This window comes from Anaerosolibacter sp. (assembly GCF_029240175.1).
GTDB lineage: Bacteria > Bacillota > Clostridia > Peptostreptococcales > Thermotaleaceae > Anaerosolibacter.
Genome location: NZ_JARBTM010000016.1, coordinates 107,163 through 126,999, shown reverse-complemented (window position 1 = coordinate 126,999; position 19,837 = coordinate 107,163). Strand labels below are relative to the sequence as shown.

Below are 19,837 nucleotides of genomic sequence, written 5' to 3'. Positions count from 1 at the left end.
AAAGGAGGAAAGGATTATCGGTTTAAGTACTTATTACCTTATACCATTTTAAAAGGGGGATTTATTTATGGGTAATCTGTTTGGCAAGCTCCAAAAACTAGGGAAAGCAATGATGCTTCCCGTGGCAGTACTTCCTGTGGCGGCAATCTTACTAAGAATAGGTCAAGGTGACTTATTAAATATGCCGTTTATTTCAGCCGCAGGAGATGCAGTGTTTGCAAATCTAGCATTAATATTTGCCATTGGTATTGCAGTAGGTCTTGCAAAAGATAATGCGGGGGCAGCGGGGTTGGCAGGAGCTGTAGGCTATTTTACATTGACAAAAGGGGCAACCACCATTGATTCTACCATCAATATGGGTGTGTTGGCAGGTATTATCTCAGGGGTATTGGCAGGAAATATGTACAATAAGTTTCATGATATCAAGCTGCCTGAGTGGTTAGGTTTCTTTGGGGGAAGGCGTTTCGTTCCAATTATTACTTCTCTGGCAACCATTGTGTTGGCTTTATTATTCGGAAACATATGGCCGCCGATTCAAGGGGTCATCGATGGGGCTGGACAGTGGATTATTGGTGCAGGTGCAACAGGTGTATTTGTATTCGGACTTTTAAATAGATTATTGATTCCAGTAGGACTGCATCATGTTCTAAATACAATCGTATGGTTTGTATTTGGAGAGTATACAAAGGTAGATGGCACAGTGGCTACAGGGGATTTAAACAGATTTTTTGCTGGAGATCCAACGGCGGGTGGATTTATGGCAGGTTTTTATCCAATTATGATGTTTGGCTTGGTGGGCGTTGCCCTAGCTATTTATACAACAGCAAAACCTGAAAATCGAAAGGCCGTAGGTGGTGCATTGTTTTCTGTTGGATTTACCTCATTTCTGACAGGTATTACAGAGCCACTAGAGTTTATGTTCATGTTCCTTGCGCCCGTATTGTATGCCCTTCATGCGTTGTTTACAGGGGCTGCCATGGCTATATGTTACGTACTAGGTATTAAACATGGTTTTGGTTTTTCAGCAGGTTTGATTGACTTTGTACTCAACATGAAATTCGCTACAAACGGGTGGATGCTGATTCCTGTAGGCTTGGCATTCATGGCAGTTTATTATTTCGTATTTGTATTTGCCATCAAAGCTATGAATTTACCTACACCAGGAAGAATGGATGATGAAGAGGGAAGTGCAGCGGAAATTATTGCAGACAAAGGAATTGGGGGACTGGCCAGAGAATATGTAGAGAAACTGGGTGGACCGGAAAATATTGTGGAAATAGACTCTTGTATTACACGGTTGAGAATCACCTTGAGAGACGCATCCATTGTTAAGGACGAAGAAATGAAGGCATTGGGCGCTTCCGGGGTGTTAAGACCGAACAATAAGAATCTCCAGGTGGTTGTAGGAACAAAGGCGGAGCTGATTGCTGATGAGATCAAAGACACTTTAAAGACAATGGCTAGAAAAGCATAAAGGATTTTATGCTGCATGGCGTGCTGCGTAAGGAGTGCGCCATGCAGATATACTATAAGGTGAAAGTCATCTATATGAGTATGGTTCAATAGATTGGAGGATGAACATGAGAATCATCATTGCAAAAGACTATAAAGAAATGGGAAAAAAAGCAGCCAATATTATTGCCAGCCAGATGATCCTCAAGCCGGAGAGTGTTATAGGCTTTGCAACGGGGGAAACGCCCCTTGGCATGTATAAGGAATTGGTGGACTTATATAAAGCAGGCAGCTTGGATACGAGTAAGATAACCACCTTTAACTTAGATGAGTATTATAGACTATCCCATGATAACCCTCAAAGCTACGCCTATTATATGCATGAAAATTTATTTAAGCATATTCATATCGAGTTAAGCCGCACCCATCTTCCCTATGGGATGTGCGAAGATATAGAAGAAGAATGCACCCACTATGAAGAAAAAATTAAAAACGCAGGTGGAATTGATTTGCAGGTTCTGGGTATTGGAAGAAATGGACATATCGGGTTTAATGAACCCGATGTAAAGTTCGAAGCCAGAACCCATATGGTAGAATTGGACCAAGATACCATAGAAGCCAATGCAAGATTTTTTCCTTCCATGGAGGACGTTCCAAAGCAGGCTATCAGTATGGGGATCAAGACGATTATGGGTGCACGGAAGATTTTATTGATGGCATCAGGTGCTGAAAAAGCCCGGGCCATTTATGATGCAATCTATGGAAAAATTACACCTGAGTTACCTGCCTCTATTCTACAGCTCCATCCCGATGTGACCATGGTTCTTGAAAAGGAAGCAGCCTCTCTGTTGACGATTGTGCAAGGAAAACAAACAAGAGAATTCGCCGTCTAACAGCGGTTTCAAAATAAATAAAGGGAAACTAGCGTTTGTAAAGGAGGATGAAAATGTTTGGATTTTTAAAGAAAAATAAGATCATGACGATAATAGCACCTATGGATGGTGAAGTGATTTCTCTACAAGAAGTACCCGATGCGGTTTTTTCGCAGAAGATGTTGGGAGACGGGGCTGCCATCAAACCATCCAATGGTTTGGTTGTATCACCCTGCAGTGGGAAAGTGGTACAAATCTTCGACACAAACCATGCAGTAGGCATTGAAACCAGTGAAGGGGCCGAGGTGCTTATCCATATCGGTATTGATACCGTGGAGCTAAAGGGGAAAGGATTTCAAAGAATTGCAAAGGTGGGAGACAAAGTAGATGTTGGAGATGCTTTAATTGAAGTAGATCTAGACTACATCGAAGCAGCAGGCAAATCCACCATTACGCCAATAATCATCACCAATATGGAAAAGGTCCATGAAATATCAAAGACAGCTGGACCTTGTAAACGGGGAGAAAGTGAGATCTTAAAGGTAGAAGTAAAAGCGTAAAACGACAGATCGAAGAGGTTTAAACAAAATAGGAGGAATGATCGATGGAGAAAATAACGGTGATTATACAACACGAAACAGGATTACACGCTAGACCGGCCGCCCTACTTATGCGTTTGGCAGAAAAGTTTCAATCTCATATTGAACTGGAAAAAAAGGGACGAAGCTGTAATGCCAAGAGTATCATGGGAATTCTAAGTATGGGTGCAGTAAAGGGCGATGAACTGATCATCACAGCGGATGGCAGCGATGAAACCCATGCGATTGAAGCAATAAAAGAGTTGTTTGATAAGGAGCTTTCTGCGTAAAATAATGGTTTTGACAAGTGAGGTATACCGAAATAAATGAATATTTGGTATACCTCATTCTATATATTGATATAGGGTAGGAATTTGTTAGGCAGAAAATTAAGATTGGATCTGAAAATTGTAGGGGTTGCATAGCATGCAACCCGCCTTGGGTCTAGGCTGTTTTTTCGGGTCGCATACTATGCGACCCCTACGACTTCGACCCTGATCTGTTGGCACATCTTCGTAACATTTCATGCAAGGGGGGATAGGATGAAAAAGATAGACAAGGTATATAAAATGCTGGAAGAATTAGAAGTGAAAATGAAGAGGGGGATCTCTGCTTTTGAAATCAGCGAAGTTCTCCATATAGACCGTACCAGTGTGAGTATGGAAAGACACTTTGTACCCATCGCATCTAGAATTGGTGCCAGGTTTGGGTGATTTATCGGGTATCAATGGAAACATCTGGTGGGGAACTTTCGCCATCATGACATTACTCGTTGTATTTTCCATTGGATATAACCTAGCAAAGAGCTATGACTCCGATGGCTTAGCGGCTGGATTGATCTCCATAGGTGCATTTATCGCCGTAACACCTCAAGCCCATGGAGAGGCTGGCTGGGGATACATCCATTGGGGATATTTAAATGCAACGGGACTATTTACAGGTATTATTATTGCCCTTATTGCTACGGAGATTTTTGTAAAGTTAATGAAAAAGAATCTTGTGATTAAAATGCCGGAAAACGTTCCGCCGGCAGTAGGGAGAGCCTTTGCAGCTGTCATACCTGGTGTTATTGCCTTATATGTATTTGGCATTTTGGGATACTTGATCACCAAACTGGGAGGCAATAGTTTATATGATCTTATCTTTAACCTTATTCAAAAGCCTCTCCAAGGATTTAGTCAAGGGGTAGGGTCAGCCATGGCGGCGGTAATACTCATCAACCTTTTCTGGTTCTTCGGATTACATGGGGGCAATATTATGGACCCTATCATGAATGCCCTTTATCTTCCTGTCCTTGAAGCATTAAGAAGGAAATACAGTATAACATGAGAATTTAAAATTAACATGAGTTTTCTAAACTATCATGGATGAGGAGCGAATCAGTATGGATTTTGAAGTAACAATTTTTACGATTATTTCACACAGCGGAGAAGCCAGGAGTTCCAGTATGGAGGCCATTGCCCATGCAAAGCAAGGAAACTTTACCCAAGCTTCCGCATGCTTGGAGGATGCCAATCGTAAACTAGACTTGGCCCATGGTGAGCAGACAAAGCTGATACAGGCAGAGGCCCAAGGAAAAAGCGTAGAGATATCCTTGTTATTGGTTCATGCCCAGGATCATTTAATGAATGCCATCGTTCTGCGGGATTTGGCAACGGAATTTGTAGACCTTTATAAGCATATGGATAAATAGGTGGAAATGGTTGATACCGATAAAAATCTTGGGGGGATGGGCATGAGACAATTGGGTATTTCTATATATCCTGAGCAGGCTGCCGTGGAAGAACACAAAGAATATCTATCCTTAGCAGCCCAATATGGTTTTGCCAGAGTTTTTACCTGTCTGATTTCTGTAAAAGGAAATAAAGAGCAGGTTTTAAAGGAGTTCCAGGAAATCATGGGTCATGGACGTTCTTTAGGTATGGAGATCATTGCCGATGTGAGCCCTGTGGTTTTTGAAGATTTTAGCATATCCTATAGAGATTTAAAGTTTTTTAAGGACCTGGGTGTTTCAGGAATAAGATTGGACCTTGGCTTTAGCGGAATGGAGGAAAGTATCATGACCTTCAATCCCTATGGCTTAAAAATAGAGCTAAACATGAGCAGCGGAACAAAGTATGTTGATAATATCTTAACCTATCATCCGAATAAGGAACATATTATTGGATGTCATAACTTCTATCCTCACCGATATACGGGGCTTTCCAGAAAGCACTTCATGAAATGCTCGAAACAATTCAAGGATTATGGTATACGAACGGCTGCCTTTGTATCTTCAAAAGAAGCAGCTTTTGGCCCGTGGCCCCTGAATGAGGGACTGTGCACTTTAGAAGAACATAGAAATTTGCCTATTGAAGTACAGGCAAAAGACCTATTTCATACAGGCTTGATTGATGATGTAATCATTGCCAATGCCTTTGCCTCGGAAGACGAGTTAAGGACGTTAAGTGAATTAAATAAGGAGATGCTCACATTAAGAGCAGTGTTGACAGAGGGGATTTCAAATATTGAGAGAAAGATTATTTTAGATGAGGTTCATTTTAATCGGGGGGATGTATCCGACTATATGATACGTTCCACCCAAAGCAGGGTAAAATATAAAAACCATCACTTTGAGGCTGCCCATATAAAATCGATTCGCAGAGGGGATATACTGATTGAAAGCTCCTTGTATGACCGCTATGCAGGAGAGCTGCAGGTGGCATTGAAGGATATGGAGAATAGTGGAAAAACCAATGTGGTAGGCAGAATTGCTGAGGAGGAAATCTATCTGATTGATAAGATAGAACCGTGGCATAAGTTCAAATTTGCTGTGAAGAAGTAAATTGTGTAGGGAACAGCCATGGCTGTTCCGCAAGGATAAAAAAGAAGGTTGGCAAAGGTGGAGAATTTATGACAAAGAAAGCAATAAAGAACGGTCGCATCATTTTAAAAGACGAAATACTGGACGGAAAGGTCCTTCTTTACGATGAAAAAATTCTTGGAATGGTAGATGCAGTGGACCCAAAAGAGGAGTTAGAGTGGTTGGATGCAAGGGGAAACTATGTCTCGCCAGGTTTTATCGATATTCATATCCATGGGGCAGGTGGCTTTGATGCCATGGACGAAGAGGAAGATGCCATTGACCATATCAGCATGGGCATATGTGAAAGGGGTGTAACGGGTTTTTTGCCAGCCACTATGACCATGGCCAAGGAAAGAATCCATAAGGCTTTAGAGAATATCAGGCGCAGTATGGAGAGAAATGGCAGGGGGGCACGGGTTTTGGGCGCCCATATGGAAGGGCCGTTTATTCATCCTGAACGAAAAGGAGCCCACAATGAGGTCTATATCTTGAAGCCAGACTATAGCTTGATTGCAGAATACTTAGACGTAATCCGTGTCATCACCTTGGCGCCAGAGCAGGATGAGGGGCACAAGTTTATACATCAGATGAAGGCCCATCCCCAGGTCGTATTATCCATTGGCCATTCCAATGCTACCTTTGAGGAAGCCATGGAAGCCATCAAGGTGGGGATACGTAGTGCAACCCACTTGTTCAATGCTATGACAGGTTTCCACCACAGAAATCCCGGTGTAGTAGGTGCCATTTTGAAAAGCGATATATTTTGTGAGATCATTGCAGACAATATTCACATACATCCAGGCATCTATAGTATTTTAGGGAAGGTGAAAGGAACAGATAGAATCATCTTAATTACAGATGCCATGCGGGCTGCATGTCTGAAGTGTGGTACCTATGATTTGGGAGGGCAGACAGTAAATGTGGACGATCAGGCTGTTCGTTTAGCAGATGGAACCCTTGCGGGCAGTATTTTGACCATGAATCATGCTGTGAAAAATTTTCTTGAAAACACAGATTGTGATCTGTCTGAAATCATTCATATGGCTAGTCTAAATCCTGCGAAGCTCCTGGGAATAGAAGATCAAAAAGGAAGCATAGCCGTTGGAAAGGATGCAGATATCATTATTTTCAATAAGGATTTTGAAGTATTGACCACCATTGTTGAAGGGCAAGTGTGTTTCAGGAGGGAGAAGGAAGATGCGAATCATTGTTGCGAAAGATTATGATGAGCTCAGTAAAAAGGCTGCCAGTATTTTGGCAGGGCAGATTTTACTGAAGTCCAACAGTGTTCTTGGATTGGCTACAGGGTCGACGCCCATTGGTACCTACAAGGAGCTAGTTCGGATGTATCAAGAAGGAATCATTGATTTCGAAGAGATTGTAACCTTTAACCTGGACGAATACCATGGCCTTTCAAGAACCAATGAGCAAAGCTACTATTACTTTATGAATGAGCATTTATTTCGGCATATCAATATACAGAACCAGAATATCCACATACCCAACGGGATCACAGAAGATATTGAAGGAGAATGCGAAAGATATGAAGAAGAAATCAAAAAAAAGGGTGGAATTGACTTTCAACTGCTGGGGATAGGGCGCAATGGGCATATTGGCTTTAATGAACCCGATGTGAAGTTTGAGGCGGTTACGCATCTCGTGACCTTAGATCAAGATACCATAGACGCCAATGCCAGATTTTTTGATAATCCCAACGATGTTCCTCATAAGGCCATCAGCATGGGTATTAAAACCATCATGCATTCCAAAAAAATCATCCTGCTGGCTAGCGGAGCTGAAAAAGCCAAGACCATCCATGCCATGATCCGTGGAAACATCACCCCGGAACTACCTGCCTCCATACTACAGCTCCACCAGGATGCCACAGTTATCCTAGACGAAGCTGCCGCGGAACTTCTTTAGTATAGGAACTGCCCAAATCATGGCAGTTTTTTTGTTGTCCGTTACCATCTTTGAAAAGTTCCTAGGAAAATGTGTTATACTATGAAGGATAGTGATTCGGAAAGGAATGTTGATATGAGTAAAACTTTGGTACTGGCCGAGAAGCCTTCTGTGGGAAGGGATTTGGCAAGGATTTTGCATTGCAGTAAAAAGGGCAATGGCTATTTAGAGGGTGACAAATATATTGTTACGTGGGCCCTAGGACATTTAGTAACTTTAGCTGACCCTGAGGAGTATGAAGATCGATACAAAACCTGGAGGATTGAGGATCTACCTATGCTGCCAGAGCATCTAAAGCTAGTGGTAATCAAGCAAAGCGGCAAACAATTTCATGCGGTGAAGGAGCAATTGAACCGAAAGGATGTAAGCCAGATTGTTATTGCCACCGATGCTGGCCGGGAAGGGGAGCTGGTAGGGAGATGGATTTTGGAAAAAGCCCATGTCAGAAAGCCTATCAAGCGCCTTTGGATATCCTCCGTTACAGATAAGGCGATTCAGGAAGGATTTCGAAACTTAAAGGATGGCAAGGTCTACGAAAATCTTTATGCATCGGCAGTGGCCCGGGCGGAAGCTGACTGGATTGTGGGAATCAATGCAACCCGAGCGCTGACCTGCCAGTACAATGCCCAACTATCCTGCGGCAGGGTACAAACCCCTACCCTGGCTATCATTGCGAAGCGAGAAGAGGAAATAAAAAAATTTGTGCCGAAAAGCTTTTATGGGATTACTGCAGCTGCCAGAGAGCTAAAGCTTACTTGGCAGGATGCCAAGACCAAGGATATAAAAACCTTTGACAAGGAAAAATGTGACCAGATCATTCGTTCCCTGCAAAACCAAGATGGAAAGATTATAGATATCGATAAGGCTTATAAAAAGAACTATGCGCCCCAGCTCTATGATTTAACAGAGCTTCAGCGAGATGCCAATCGAATCTTCAATTATTCCGCCAAGGAAACCCTGTCGATTATGCAAAGCCTGTACGAGCGCCATAAGGTATTGACCTATCCAAGGACGGATTCAAGATATATCTCCACAGACATGGTAGAAACCTTGAGAGATCGGGTAAAGGCCTGTGGTGTCGGCCCTTACGCAGGAAGTGCTGGAAAGCTTTTGAGAACAACCCTACAAGGCAGCAAAGGCTTTGTAGACAATAGTAAGGTATCTGATCACCATGCCATTATCCCCACAGAACAGCCTGTGTTCCTAGGAGATCTCAATGATAGAGAACGGAAAATCTATGATTTGGTGGTGAAACGGTTCCTGGCTGTATTATCTTCACCCTTCGAGTATGAGCAGACAACCATAAAGGCTCAAATTGGCAGTGAAATGTTTATAGCCAAAGGGAAAATGGTGATTTCACTTGGGTGGAAGGAGGTTTACAGCGGGCACTATGATGATGAGGAAGAACAAGACCATCTTTCGGAGCAGACCCTGCCCCGGGTGAGCAAAGGAGATAGCTTGAAAATCCTATCCATTACCCAAACCAAAGGGGAGACGAAGCCACCGGCACCATTTAATGAAGGAACCTTGCTCTCAGCCATGGAAAACCCTGCAAAATATATGGCCAATGAACCTAAAGATTTGATTAGGACCATGGGTGAAACAGGAGGGCTGGGTACTGTAGCTACCAGGGCAGATATTATTGAAAAGCTGTTTAATAGCTTTCTGATTGAAAAGAAGGGCAAGGATATTTTTGTCACTTCCAAAGGAAGGCAGCTCTTGGAATTGGTACCAGAGGATTTAAAATCTCCGGCATTGACAGCCCAATGGGAGCAAAAGCTGGGTGCCATTGCCAAGGGCACCTTGAATAGAAACGCATTTATCCAAGAGATGAGAGGCTATGCAAAAAGTGTAGTGAGCGAAATAAAGAACAGCGAAGAAACCTTTAAACATGACAACCTCACAAGGAATAGATGTCCAGAATGTGGAAAGTATATGCTGGAGGTCAAAGGGAAAAAAGGAAAAATGCTGGTTTGCCAAGATCGAGAGTGCGGTCACCGTAAAAGTGTTGCCAAGGTAACCAATGCCCGCTGTCCAAACTGTCATAAGAAGCTGGAGCTCCGAGGTGAAGGAGAAGGGCAGATCTTTGTGTGCGGCTGTGGGCATAAGGAAAAGCTGTCGGCCTTTAATGAAAGGAAAAAGCAGGATAAAAACAAGGTTTCCAAGAGAGATGTATCAAAGTATCTCAACGAGCAAAAGAAAGGTAAAGAAGAGCCTATCAATACAGCCTTGGCCGATGCACTGGCAAAGCTGAAGCTATAGAATAAACAAGGTTGCCAATTGGCAACCTTGTTTATTCTATAACTATCAAGTCTTTAGGATAACTGTTCAGCACTTTGCAGCCATCTTCTGTCACCAATACCAAATCCTCGATTCTTACGCCGAATTCTCCTGGAAGATAAATTCCTGGCTCGATGGAAAAGATCATGCCAGGCGTAAGGAGGTCTGTATTTATGGAAGATACATCACCAAAATCATGAACCTCGATGCCAATAGAATGACCTGTTCTGTGGGTGAAAAACTGTCCATAGCCTTTTTCCTCGATATAGCTTCTAGCAGCATGATCGATATCACAGAATCTTACACCCGGTTTTACGGCGGCAATAGCCCTTTCGTTGGCATCCTTTACGATATGATATACTTCCCTAGCCTTGTCAGACACAGATTTATAAAACACTGTCCGAGTCATATCTGCACAGTAGGAAGCTTTTTTACAGCCAATATCGAGGATGATGCTGTCACCCTCTTTAAGTTGGAAATAATCAGGTTCATGATGGGGATTGGCGCAGTTGGCACCGTATGCAACAATAGGGTCAAAGGAAGGACCTTCTCCCCCTAAATCTTCATAGATCCCTGGGAGCAGCTGACTTAGATGCTTTTCTGTATACTTATTAAGGATGAGATTTACCATTCGCTCCATGGCTTGGTCGTTTATTTTGGAGGCCTCCTCCATCAATGGAATCTCTTTTGCATCCTTGGACATTCGGATTTGATCTATGATAGGGGAGCTGTTTATAAAGGAGCTGCCACCCCCGAGTTCCATGAGCCTGAGTAAGAATTTTGCAGGCCAGTTTTTATCGATGCCCATGGGTTTGTCTTTATCTACATAACCAGATAAAAGCTGTATAGGCTCGTCGGTATCTTTGAACCAAACTTTTTCAACACCTAGATCTTCAGACACTGGGAATAATTCGTTGATGAACAGCTTGTGATTGCCTCGGGTATTCAGGTAAAGTGCCAGCATTCTCTTGCCAGGATGAATCCACTTACCCGTAAGGTAAAATATAGATGCAGGATCAGAGATAATCATCTGGGGAATATTACTTTCCTCCATTTTTGTTAAAACCTTTGCCAACCGAAGAATTTCCACAACCTTCACTCCTCTATATTTGATGATGAATATAGGTATTCTATATGGATACAATTATTTCCTTCTTGATAGACTTTTACAAGAATGAATGCAAAGATGATTGCACATATTAGGAATATAGGAATAAAATACATTGATAATCCTATTTGATTGGTGTAAAATATAGGTAATTAAGAAAAAAAGGGGCTTATTTGATGAGTGCGAGTGTTCTTATCTAACAAATTGCATAGTTAATCTTGAGGAAAAGCAAAAAACACCTGTTTAAGCAGGTCTATTTGTTGTACCTTGAGATGACGTTAGATAAAGAACACGAAATAGCCAATCTCATCAAGCCTATGCTGGATTTTTTAACCCCTACATAGGTCTGTATAACTTTACTTGCTATAGATGCCGTGCTCTGCACGGCTTTTTTGCGTCTATAAGCAAGTTAGTCGTTAGCGGTTAGCAAGTTAGCTGGATACAGATCTATCTTGAGGGAAAACAAACTTTTCAGTGGTATATTTTTGAGCAAATAAAAGTATTAAGATCTAGGGCTGTAGATAAAGTGTATTTATCTGTAGCCTTATATTTTTTGGAGGTGTTATTTTGTTATCGGTTTAAATTGAAACTTATAAAAAGTCTATTGTCATTCTGAGCGTAGCGAAGAATCTCAAAAAACGAGATCCTTCGACTCCGTTACACTTCGCTCAGGATGACAGATCATAAATTTGGTTGGCGCCCATGAGTACGACCCTAGGAGTATTTACCGGACACCGTATACCGAGCACCGCGAACCGAGGAAATAGAAAAGGTCTATTTTAAAAATCAAAACCAAAAACATGTAGAATCAAAGATATCGTATCAAAAAGGGAGGCGTACAAATTGAACAAACATACCATGGAAATACTCGAATACAACAAAATAAAAGAAAGATTGAGGGGCTTTTCGGTGTCAGAGCAAGCCAAGGAAATGATCGATCAGCTGGAACCCTCTGTGGACATGAAGCAAATAGAGAGAGCCCTAAAAGAAACTACAGAAGCCAGGGCTATCGTAAATATTAGCTCCAGTATTCCCCTACACAGCCTAAGCGGTATGAAAAGAATAAAAGGGAACCTTGAAAAAGGAGCCGTCCTATCTCCAGAGGAGCTTGAACAAATAGCTGGGTTCTTGAAGGAGGGTAAAAGGCTGAAGCGGTTTATGAAGGATAAGGAATATGCAGCACCAACCATTAGTGGGTATACACTGTCCATCCATGAATTGGAAGATGTGACTGAGGAAATCAACCGATGCATTGTTCGCGGCAGAGTGGATGATCAAGCCAGCAGTGCTCTTGGAAAAATTAGAAGAAGAATTGTCCTTGTGGAAGACAAGATTAAGGCAAAATTGGACGCTTATTTGAGGAACAGTGCATTCAAGGGTTATATGCAAAATGAACTGATCAGTCAGCGGGACGGCAGATATGTGATCCCCGTAAAAAGCCAATTTAAAAGAAATGTTGAAGGCAATGTTCTGGATACATCTGGCAGCGGGTCTACGGTATTCATCGAGCCAGCCGAGGTAAAGAAACTTCAGGATGAGCTTAATGATCTACGCCATGACGAGGAGAACGAAGTCTATAAAATATTATCAACCATTACCGTCCAGGTGTCTCAGTATGAAAGGGAAATAGCCATCAATATAGAGACCATGGTGTATTGTGATTTCCTCTTTGCCAAAGGAAAATATAGCAAATCCATTGATGGAAGAAGTGCAGTTCTGAATGATCAAAACTATATCTGTATCAAGAAGGGCAGACATCCTCTCCTAGGAAACAGCGCAGTTCCCTTAGATTTTGAAATAGGAGATAGATATCAAAGCCTTGTGATTACAGGACCCAATACGGGAGGAAAAACTGTGGTGTTAAAAACCGTGGGACTTCTAACCATGATGATTCAATCGGGTCTCCATGTGCCTGTGGAAGAAGGCAGTACCTTCGCCATCTTCGTGAGTGTTTTGGTAGATATCGGAGATGGGCAAAGCATTGAGCAAAGTCTCAGTACCTTCTCCTCTCATATCCGAAACATCATTAATATACTAGCCTGCGCTGATCAAAGAACCATGGTCATACTGGATGAGATCGGTGCGGGTACGGACCCTGGGGAGGGAATGGGCATAGGGATTGCTGTATTAGAAGAGCTATATAGCAAAGGTACTATTACCATTGCCACTACCCATTACAGTGAGATCAAAGACTTTGCCCAGGCCCACAAAGGATTTATCAATGGCTGTATGGACTTCGATACCAAATCTCTAAAGCCCCTATACCGCTTGAGGATTGGAAAGGCTGGAGAAAGCAATGCCTTCTACATTGCCCTGAGGCTGGGGATGAAGCCGGCATTAATCGAAAGGGCCCACCAAGTCACCTATAAAGAAGAGAAGACCTATGGTGCCCAAGGGGACAATGAAGAATGTGTGATTGATCTATCCATTATAGAAAAACATGAAGAACAGTTGGAGAAAAGCAAAAAAGCTGAGAAACGAAGAATGGCAGCAGAAAAGCAAGAGGTAAGATCAAAATTTCAAATAGGAGACTGTGTCCATATCAGCACCATGAACCGGACGGGAATTGTCTGTGAATTGGAGAATAGTCGAGGCGAGGTTGGTGTTATGGTCATGAAGAAAAAGTTTAAGATCAACCACAAACGGCTATCCCTTTATATCGAAGGGGAAGAGTTATATCCAGAGAACTATGACTTTGATATTGTAATGGAAAGCAAGGAGAACCGAAAAAAGAAAAAGCTTCTGGAAAAAGGGTACACACAAGGTGTAACAATAGAAGTGGAGAGATGAATAGGAAAATTTATGGGAAATCATATAAATAAGAAGGAATTTTCATAATTTTCTATAATATAAACAGAGTAGCGATATTTATAATCTATAAGCAGCAAATCTTCATCTCATTACAAAAAAAGGGGGCCAAACGAATGAATAATCTTCACTACTGCGTTGATTGCAGGAGAATCGCTAGTTTTAACGGAGAATGCAGCTATTGTCACTCCACCAGCGTAAAAGATCTCGTAAAAAAAGCACCAGTAAATGTAATTGGGACAAAGACAAAGGGAAAAGTAATGAATGTACGAAATAATATGTTAGAGCTTTTGTGTGTTGATGAAGGAAATATAAAGTCTATTCGTCAATTTGAAGCAGAGCGACTACAAAAAATACTTTAAATTTCAAATAAAAAATCTCTAATCAGCATGATTAGAGATTTTTTATTTCTTGCCTTAACCCAATGCAATTTTAAGTAGAAACAAAGCTGTCAATACATATAGCAAAGGAGAAATCTCCTTGTGCTTGTTTGTAGCGACCTTTAATAGCACATAGCTGATCATACCGAACATGATACCTTCAGAAATGCTATAGGTCAGAGGCATAATGAGAATTGTTAGAAATGCAGGAATTGCATCGGTAAAATTATCAAAATCAATTTCCTTTACCGGAGACATCATGAACAATCCAACGAGGATTAAGGCTGGTGCCGTGGCTGCTGAAGGAATCATGATGAACAAAGGGGATAAAAATAATGCTATAGCAAACATGCAGGCTGTGGATAGGGCTGTTAAGCCTGTTCTGCCACCAGCGGCAACGCCAGATGCGCTCTCCACATAGGTAGTCACTGTGCTGGTGCCAATGATTGCACCAAAGGTAGTGCCTATGGCATCGGCGAAGAGAGCTTCTTTTGCTTTTGGAACATTTCCCTTCTCATCCAGCATGTTTGCCTTGGTGGCAACACCAACCAAAGTGCCCACTGTATCAAACATGTCCACGAACAAAAAGGTGAACAGCACAATCAGCATTTCTGTAGAGAATATATTTGAAAAATCAAATTGGAACAAGATCGGATTTAGGGATGGTGGGGCACTAATAAATTTTAGACTTTCAGGCAGCTGGGTAACACCCATGGGAATACCAATCAATGTGGTGGTCAAAATACCCAACAAAAGAGCACCATTCACCTTTCTAGCCAGTAAAATTCCTGTGATTGCAAGTCCTATCAAGGCTAACAACCCTGAGCCAGAGGTAATATGACCAATAGCCACAGGTACACCATCAAGCTTTCCGTCGCCCACATGAAACATCCCTGTCACAACGATACCAGAATTATATAGGCCAAGAAAGGCAATAAATAAACCGATTCCGACAGATACGGCTTTCTTTAGTGTTAATGGAATGGCATTCACAATAGCCTCTCGAATATTAAAGAAAGTTAGGATAATAAACAGAATTCCTTCTAAGAAAACTGCAGTTAAAGCTGTTTGCCACGAATAACCCATACCAATGACCACGGTAAATGCAAAAAATGCATTGGGTCCCATGGCAGGTGCTAATGCATAGGGAAGATTGGCATAGAGCGCCATCACAAGGGTAGCCACAAGGGAAGATAGTGCGGTAGCTGTAAACAATGCACCAAAATCCATACCTGTTGCCGATAAAATGCTTGGATTAACCACCAGTATATAGGCCATTGTCATGAAGGTTGTAATCCCTGCCATGATTTCTGTTTTTGCAGTGGTACCGTGTTCTTTCAACTGAAATGCTTTTTCCAATGGAGAAATAGAATGATTTGTTTTTGTAATTTCCATGAGTTGCCCTCCTTTTGATGAATAGACTTACATCTGAATTGTGTAAATAGATTTATAGGAAAATCCTTTTGAGGATACGCCCATAAATCTAAATTCAAAAGATAAGTCCATAGTCAGGCAATTTGCGGTTGGCCGGTAGAGACTTCGTGACCATATTTCACGAATTATATTAGACTTGTGTATTAAATTGTTCGACTGTACCATGATAATACACTTCTAGGGCAAAAGTCAATAGAATTTACGAACTTAAAAAATGGATAAATATATATATTCGTACTAATACGAACAATATAATTAAAAATTATACATAAGGTTCATTGTTTACAATCGACAAATTATTTTTTTTGAGCAGGATCTCAGAAAAGATAATATTTTTAACAAAAATATGCTGGTCAAAGAAAGAAAAAAACTGTACAATAAATTTGTGAAAAAGATTAATGTTCGAATATATACGAAATATAAATATTGAATATAGATTTAAGTACGAATAAATGAAATACAATAGAGGGAGTGGATGACATTGAGGTATGATGTGATTATTGTAGGTGCGGGACCATCAGGGATTTTTACTGCATTGGAATTGGTAAGACAAAAATCAGACAAGAAAATATTGCTTATAGAAAAGGGAAAGAGAATTGATAAAAGGCATTGCCCAAAGGAACATACAAAGCAGTGTGTATATTGCAAACCCTATTGTCATATCACCACAGGGTTTTCAGGGGCAGGCGCCTTTTCCGATGGGAAGCTGTCTCTAAGTTATGAAGTTGGTGGTGATTTGCCTGATATTATTGGAATAGATATGGCACAGGAGTTTATCCATTACACAGATCAGATTTATTTAGAATATGGGGCAGATACGAAAATAGAGGGTGTAGAAAGCACAGAAGAAGTAAAAGTTATACGAAGAAAGGCTATCGAAGCTGGATTAAAGCTGGTAGACTGTCCTATTCGCCATTTGGGAACAGAGAAGGCCCAAGATATTTATCTAAAGATACAAAATGATCTGCTGGCATCTGGGGTGGAGATTCAGTTTGATACCATGGTAAAAGATTTGCTGATCGAGGAAGGCGTTGTAAAAGGCGTGCTGGTTGCCGATGCAAAGACCAAAGCAGAAGGGGAGATCATTCAGGGAAATCAAGTCATTGTGGCATCTGGCAGAAAAGGGGCCGACTGGCTGAAGGATATGTGTATAGCCCATGATATTCAGCATAGTGCAGGCACGGTAGATATCGGTGTTCGGGTAGAGGTAAGGAATGAGATTATGGAGATGGTAAATGAAGCCCTTTATGAATCGAAGCTCATTGGATATCCTGCACCCTTTAAGAACAAGGTAAGAACCTTCTGCCAAAATCCTGGAGGCTTTGTTTCCCAAGAAAACTATGACAATGACTTGGCCATCGTAAATGGTCATTCCTATAAGGATCGAAAGACCAATAATACAAATTTGGCCATATTGAGTTCCCATAACTTTTCTCAGCCTTTTAATCAGCCCATTCAGTATGGTAAGAAGGTGGCTGAGCTGGTAAATATGCTGGGAAATGGTAACATTCTTGTACAGCGCTATGGAGATATTCTAGATGGAAAGAGAACCTGGCAGCATGAGTTAGACCGATCCAACGTGCGGCCTACCTTACCCGATGCGGTGGCAGGGGATTTGACTTCGGCCATCCCTTATCGGCCCATGATGAATATTCTTAACTTCATCAAGGCCATGGATACAGTAGTGCCTGGTTTTGCCAGCAGTGAGACCCTGTTGTACGGACCAGAAATCAAATTTTACAGCAACAAGATCAAAATTGATAAGAATTTTGAGACCAATATAAAAGGACTATACTGCCTAGGTGACTCCAGCGGCTGGACTAGAGGATTAATGATGGCATCTGTCATGGGTGTTCTCATGGCCAGATATATAAAATAAGATGAGTTAACAAGTCCCTGATATCAATGATATCAGGGACTTGTTAATTTTTTCTGCCCAGTGGTGGCAACCTAACCTATGAACTGTCATCCTGAGCGAAGTGAAACGGAGTCGAAGGATCTAAGAAAAAAGGGAAAGGGATGTCTGTATAGAAACATATTAGCAAAGGGAAAATTTAAATCATACAACAGCGAGGACCTATGCGTAAACATCATGGGATTATATAGAAAGAAATCAAAAGGGGCGGGATAGAAATGGAAAGGATCTTGGTAGTAGAGGATGATCAGGCATTGGCCATGGGGATAGAATTTGCCTTAAAGAAGGAAGGCTTTGATGTATGGCTGGTGCATAGCATAGAAGCGGCCAAAAATGCTTTTCACGAGGGCCAGTTTGCACTGATACTATTGGATGTGATGTTGCCCGATGACAGCGGCTACAATTTCTGCAGGGAAATACGACAAGCTTCAAAAACACCTGTTATTTTCCTGACCGCCTGTGACGAAGAGGTCAATGTGGTATTGGGCTTAGACATTGGCGGGGATGATTATATGACGAAGCCATTTCGGGTGAAGGAGCTGGTCTCCAGGATTCGGGCGGTGCTAAGACGCCAAGGCAGCCATCAGGAAAAGGGCGAAGAAATTGTCCCATGGATACAGTCGGGAAAGATTACGCTGTATCCCTTAGAGACCAAGGTTACAAGGGACGACAAAGAAATTCCATTGACACCAGCCGAGTACAAGCTGCTCAGTGCCCTAATCCAAAATCCCCTACAGACTCTTGGGCGAGAAAAAATCCTGGAAAAGCTATGGGATATGGATGGTGATTTTGTAGATGACAACACGGTATCTGTGTATATAAGAAGACTGAGAGAAAAGCTGGAAAACAATCCATCGAAGCCCGAGTATATTGTGACCGTTCGGGGTGTCGGCTATAAGTGGAACAAGAAGCATCAAGAAAAGAGGTAGATCATGGAAGGGAATATGATGAAGAATCCTGAAATCAAAGGGCTGCTATTACGGTTTACCGTGATACTGATGATTATACTGGTCCTAGGAGGCTCCGTCTTCTTTAACTTGTGGGATCGTTTCAATAGAGAACTAATAGAAAAAAACATTGGGATCATGGGGAAGCTTATATCAACACATCCAGAACTTAAAGAGGAAATTGTAACGGCATTTGTGAATGAGAGCACGACGAATGAAGTGACCGCAGGGTTGGAGGCCGCTAGAAAATATGGCTATACTGTAGGAATGCCCACCCAAATCACCCCCGTGGCGCAGAAATTTTATGGACGCTTCTTGGGGTGGGGCATAGGTGGCATTTTCATGGGGTTTCTTTTGTTTTTTGGAACATCTTTGGTGTTTATTCGAGGTACTTATAAAAAGATTAGGCTGTTATCAGAGGGAGCAGAGAAAATTGTAGAAGGAGATTTTACTAGCAGATTACCAGAATTAGATGAAGGAGCTTTTGCCAAGTTAGCCCATCAATTCAACCAGATGTCAAAGGTGCTGGAAGGAAATCTAGAGAGATTAAAGATGGAGAAGATTTTCTTGAAAAACATTACTTCTGATATTTCCCACCAGCTAAAAACGCCCTTGGCATCTTTAAAAATGTTTCATGAGCTGATGCTGGATGAGGGTATGGATCAGGATACCCAAAGGCAGTTTCTTCTGAAGGGAGAACAGCAGCTGGAGCGAATGGAGTGGTTGATCAAAAGTCTTTTAAAAATGGCTAGAATTGAAGCGGGCGCCATCGAATTTAAAAAAGAGGAAGCATCGATGCTAAAGACTATAGAAGATGGGGTAGAACACTTGCGGCCAAGGGCAGAAGCCAAAGGACAGTTTCTGGAAATCGAGAACTCAGATGAAGATATTCTTTTTGTCCATGACCCTAACTGGGTTGCCGAGGCCATCAGCAACATGGTGAAGAATGCCATTGATCATACGGAGTATGGTGGGAAAATAGAAATTGGCATTTCAGAGACTCCTATTATGGTGAGAGTAACCATTGCAGATAATGGGGAGGGAATCGCGGAAGAAGATCTTCCTCATATCTTTGAACGGTTTTATAAAGGAAAGAACAATATCCAAGGCAGCGGTACTGGCATTGGACTGGCCTTGGCAAAGGTGATCATCGAAAACCACCATGGGAGAATTGCCGTTAAAAGCAAACTAGGTGGAGGAACAACATTTATAATTAGCTTCTTAAAAGGAATCATCTAAATTTATCTTACAAAACT

At 41.8% G+C, this 19,837-nt stretch carries 18 protein-coding genes and 1 riboswitch; of the genes, 16 read left to right on the top strand and 2 right to left on the bottom strand.

Annotated features, from left to right (window positions below; genetic code table 11):
• Positions 1-67: 67 nt before the first annotated feature.
• The 11 genes from nagE to K0R93_RS12390 all read left to right on the top strand — a co-directional run bounded on the left by nagE (position 68) and on the right by K0R93_RS12390 (position 9,971).
• Entirely contained in the window at positions 68-1,474 is a 1,407-nt protein-coding gene (gene nagE, locus K0R93_RS12440) for an N-acetylglucosamine-specific PTS transporter subunit IIBC (RefSeq protein ID WP_300301762.1), read from the top strand.
• A 106-nt stretch (positions 1,475-1,580) separates the two neighbouring features.
• The gene (gene nagB / locus K0R93_RS12435; protein ID WP_300301760.1) at positions 1,581-2,345 is read left to right on the top strand and encodes a glucosamine-6-phosphate deaminase; all 765 of its coding nucleotides are present in this window, start codon (positions 1,581-1,583) and stop codon (positions 2,343-2,345) included.
• Between the two features lie 53 nt (positions 2,346-2,398).
• A complete protein-coding gene (locus tag K0R93_RS12430; RefSeq protein ID WP_300301758.1) occupies positions 2,399-2,884 on the top strand; it encodes a PTS sugar transporter subunit IIA in 486 nt (161 codons plus the stop codon).
• Between the two features lie 44 nt (positions 2,885-2,928).
• Positions 2,929-3,192 carry an HPr family phosphocarrier protein gene (locus tag K0R93_RS12425; RefSeq protein ID WP_300301755.1) on the top strand — a complete coding sequence of 88 codons (264 nt, stop codon included), beginning with the start codon at positions 2,929-2,931 and terminating at the stop codon, positions 3,190-3,192.
• Positions 3,193-3,444: 252 nt separating this feature from the next.
• Positions 3,445-3,615: a hypothetical protein gene (locus K0R93_RS12420; protein WP_300301753.1), complete on the top strand. Its 171-nt coding sequence runs from the start codon at positions 3,445-3,447 to the stop codon at positions 3,613-3,615.
• A complete protein-coding gene (locus K0R93_RS12415; RefSeq protein WP_300301751.1) occupies positions 3,608-4,231 on the top strand; it encodes a PTS transporter subunit EIIC in 624 nt (207 codons plus the stop codon). Before K0R93_RS12420 ends, K0R93_RS12415 begins: the two co-directional genes overlap by 8 nt.
• A gap of 55 nt (positions 4,232-4,286) precedes the next feature.
• Positions 4,287-4,595, top strand: a complete 309-nt coding sequence (locus K0R93_RS12410; protein ID WP_300301749.1) for a PTS lactose/cellobiose transporter subunit IIA — start codon at positions 4,287-4,289, stop codon at positions 4,593-4,595.
• 42 nt (positions 4,596-4,637) lie between these two features.
• The gene (locus K0R93_RS12405; RefSeq protein WP_300301747.1) at positions 4,638-5,726 is read left to right on the top strand and encodes a DUF871 domain-containing protein; all 1,089 of its coding nucleotides are present in this window, start codon (positions 4,638-4,640) and stop codon (positions 5,724-5,726) included.
• Between the two features lie 68 nt (positions 5,727-5,794).
• On the top strand, positions 5,795-6,973 hold the full coding sequence (nagA, locus tag K0R93_RS12400; protein WP_300301745.1) for an N-acetylglucosamine-6-phosphate deacetylase: 1,179 nt from the start codon (positions 5,795-5,797) through the stop codon (positions 6,971-6,973).
• Complete coding sequence (gene nagB / locus K0R93_RS12395) at positions 6,945-7,670, top strand: glucosamine-6-phosphate deaminase (protein WP_300301743.1); 726 nt, start codon at positions 6,945-6,947, stop codon at positions 7,668-7,670. Before nagA ends, nagB (K0R93_RS12395) begins: the two co-directional genes overlap by 29 nt.
• Positions 7,671-7,784: 114 nt before the next feature.
• A complete protein-coding gene (locus K0R93_RS12390) occupies positions 7,785-9,971 on the top strand; it encodes a DNA topoisomerase III (RefSeq protein ID WP_300301740.1) in 2,187 nt (728 codons plus the stop codon).
• Positions 9,972-10,002: 31 nt separating this feature from the next.
• On the opposite strand, the gene K0R93_RS12385 is transcribed toward K0R93_RS12390, so the two are convergent.
• Entirely contained in the window at positions 10,003-11,079 is a 1,077-nt protein-coding gene (locus K0R93_RS12385; RefSeq protein WP_300301737.1) for a M24 family metallopeptidase, read from the bottom strand.
• 861 nt (positions 11,080-11,940) lie between these two features.
• Here K0R93_RS12385 and K0R93_RS12380 point away from each other — a divergent pair.
• A complete protein-coding gene (locus tag K0R93_RS12380) occupies positions 11,941-13,887 on the top strand; it encodes an endonuclease MutS2 (protein ID WP_300301734.1) in 1,947 nt (648 codons plus the stop codon).
• Positions 13,888-14,021: 134 nt separating this feature from the next.
• A complete protein-coding gene (locus K0R93_RS12375; protein ID WP_300301731.1) occupies positions 14,022-14,267 on the top strand; it encodes a hypothetical protein in 246 nt (81 codons plus the stop codon).
• 54 nt (positions 14,268-14,321) lie between these two features.
• On the opposite strand, the gene K0R93_RS12370 is transcribed toward K0R93_RS12375, so the two are convergent.
• Entirely contained in the window at positions 14,322-15,680 is a 1,359-nt protein-coding gene (locus K0R93_RS12370; RefSeq protein WP_330685156.1) for an NCS2 family permease, read from the bottom strand.
• Between the two features lie 91 nt (positions 15,681-15,771).
• Positions 15,772-15,872, bottom strand: a riboswitch (purine riboswitch).
• A gap of 322 nt (positions 15,873-16,194) precedes the next feature.
• Between K0R93_RS12370 and K0R93_RS12365 the strand changes: the two genes are divergently transcribed.
• From K0R93_RS12365 to K0R93_RS12355, 3 genes are all read left to right on the top strand, one after another.
• On the top strand, positions 16,195-17,598 hold the full coding sequence (locus K0R93_RS12365; protein WP_330685155.1) for an NAD(P)/FAD-dependent oxidoreductase: 1,404 nt from the start codon (positions 16,195-16,197) through the stop codon (positions 17,596-17,598).
• Positions 17,599-17,852: 254 nt separating this feature from the next.
• Positions 17,853-18,563 (top strand): response regulator transcription factor, encoded by a 711-nt coding sequence (locus K0R93_RS12360; RefSeq protein ID WP_300301728.1) that lies wholly within the window; start codon positions 17,853-17,855, stop codon positions 18,561-18,563.
• Between the two features lie 3 nt (positions 18,564-18,566).
• On the top strand, positions 18,567-19,820 hold the full coding sequence (locus tag K0R93_RS12355; protein WP_300301725.1) for a HAMP domain-containing sensor histidine kinase: 1,254 nt from the start codon (positions 18,567-18,569) through the stop codon (positions 19,818-19,820).
• The last annotated feature ends 17 nt before the right edge of the window (positions 19,821-19,837 follow it).

Excerpts from the sequence above, each read along its gene's own strand:
- K0R93_RS12410 (WP_300301749.1), top strand. The coding sequence starts at position 4,287 with ATGGATTTTGAAGTAACAATTTTTACGATTATTTCACACAGCGGAGAA.
- K0R93_RS12370 (WP_330685156.1), bottom strand. The coding sequence starts at position 15,680 with ATGGAAATTACAAAAACAAATCATTCTATTTCTCCATTGGAAAAAGCA.
- K0R93_RS12390 (WP_300301740.1), top strand. The coding sequence starts at position 7,785 with ATGAGTAAAACTTTGGTACTGGCCGAGAAGCCTTCTGTGGGAAGGGAT.
- K0R93_RS12425 (WP_300301755.1), top strand. The coding sequence starts at position 2,929 with ATGGAGAAAATAACGGTGATTATACAACACGAAACAGGATTACACGCT.
- K0R93_RS12420 (WP_300301753.1), top strand. The coding sequence starts at position 3,445 with ATGAAAAAGATAGACAAGGTATATAAAATGCTGGAAGAATTAGAAGTG.
- K0R93_RS12405 (WP_300301747.1), top strand. The coding sequence starts at position 4,638 with ATGAGACAATTGGGTATTTCTATATATCCTGAGCAGGCTGCCGTGGAA.
- nagB (WP_300301760.1), top strand. The coding sequence starts at position 1,581 with ATGAGAATCATCATTGCAAAAGACTATAAAGAAATGGGAAAAAAAGCA.
- K0R93_RS12375 (WP_300301731.1), top strand. The coding sequence starts at position 14,022 with ATGAATAATCTTCACTACTGCGTTGATTGCAGGAGAATCGCTAGTTTT.
- nagB (WP_300301743.1), top strand. The coding sequence starts at position 6,945 with ATGCGAATCATTGTTGCGAAAGATTATGATGAGCTCAGTAAAAAGGCT.
- nagA (WP_300301745.1), top strand. The coding sequence starts at position 5,795 with ATGACAAAGAAAGCAATAAAGAACGGTCGCATCATTTTAAAAGACGAA.
- K0R93_RS12430 (WP_300301758.1), top strand. The coding sequence starts at position 2,399 with ATGTTTGGATTTTTAAAGAAAAATAAGATCATGACGATAATAGCACCT.
- K0R93_RS12360 (WP_300301728.1), top strand. The coding sequence starts at position 17,853 with ATGGAAAGGATCTTGGTAGTAGAGGATGATCAGGCATTGGCCATGGGG.
- K0R93_RS12355 (WP_300301725.1), top strand. The coding sequence starts at position 18,567 with ATGGAAGGGAATATGATGAAGAATCCTGAAATCAAAGGGCTGCTATTA.
- nagE (WP_300301762.1), top strand. The coding sequence starts at position 68 with ATGGGTAATCTGTTTGGCAAGCTCCAAAAACTAGGGAAAGCAATGATG.
- K0R93_RS12365 (WP_330685155.1), top strand. The coding sequence starts at position 16,195 with ATGACATTGAGGTATGATGTGATTATTGTAGGTGCGGGACCATCAGGG.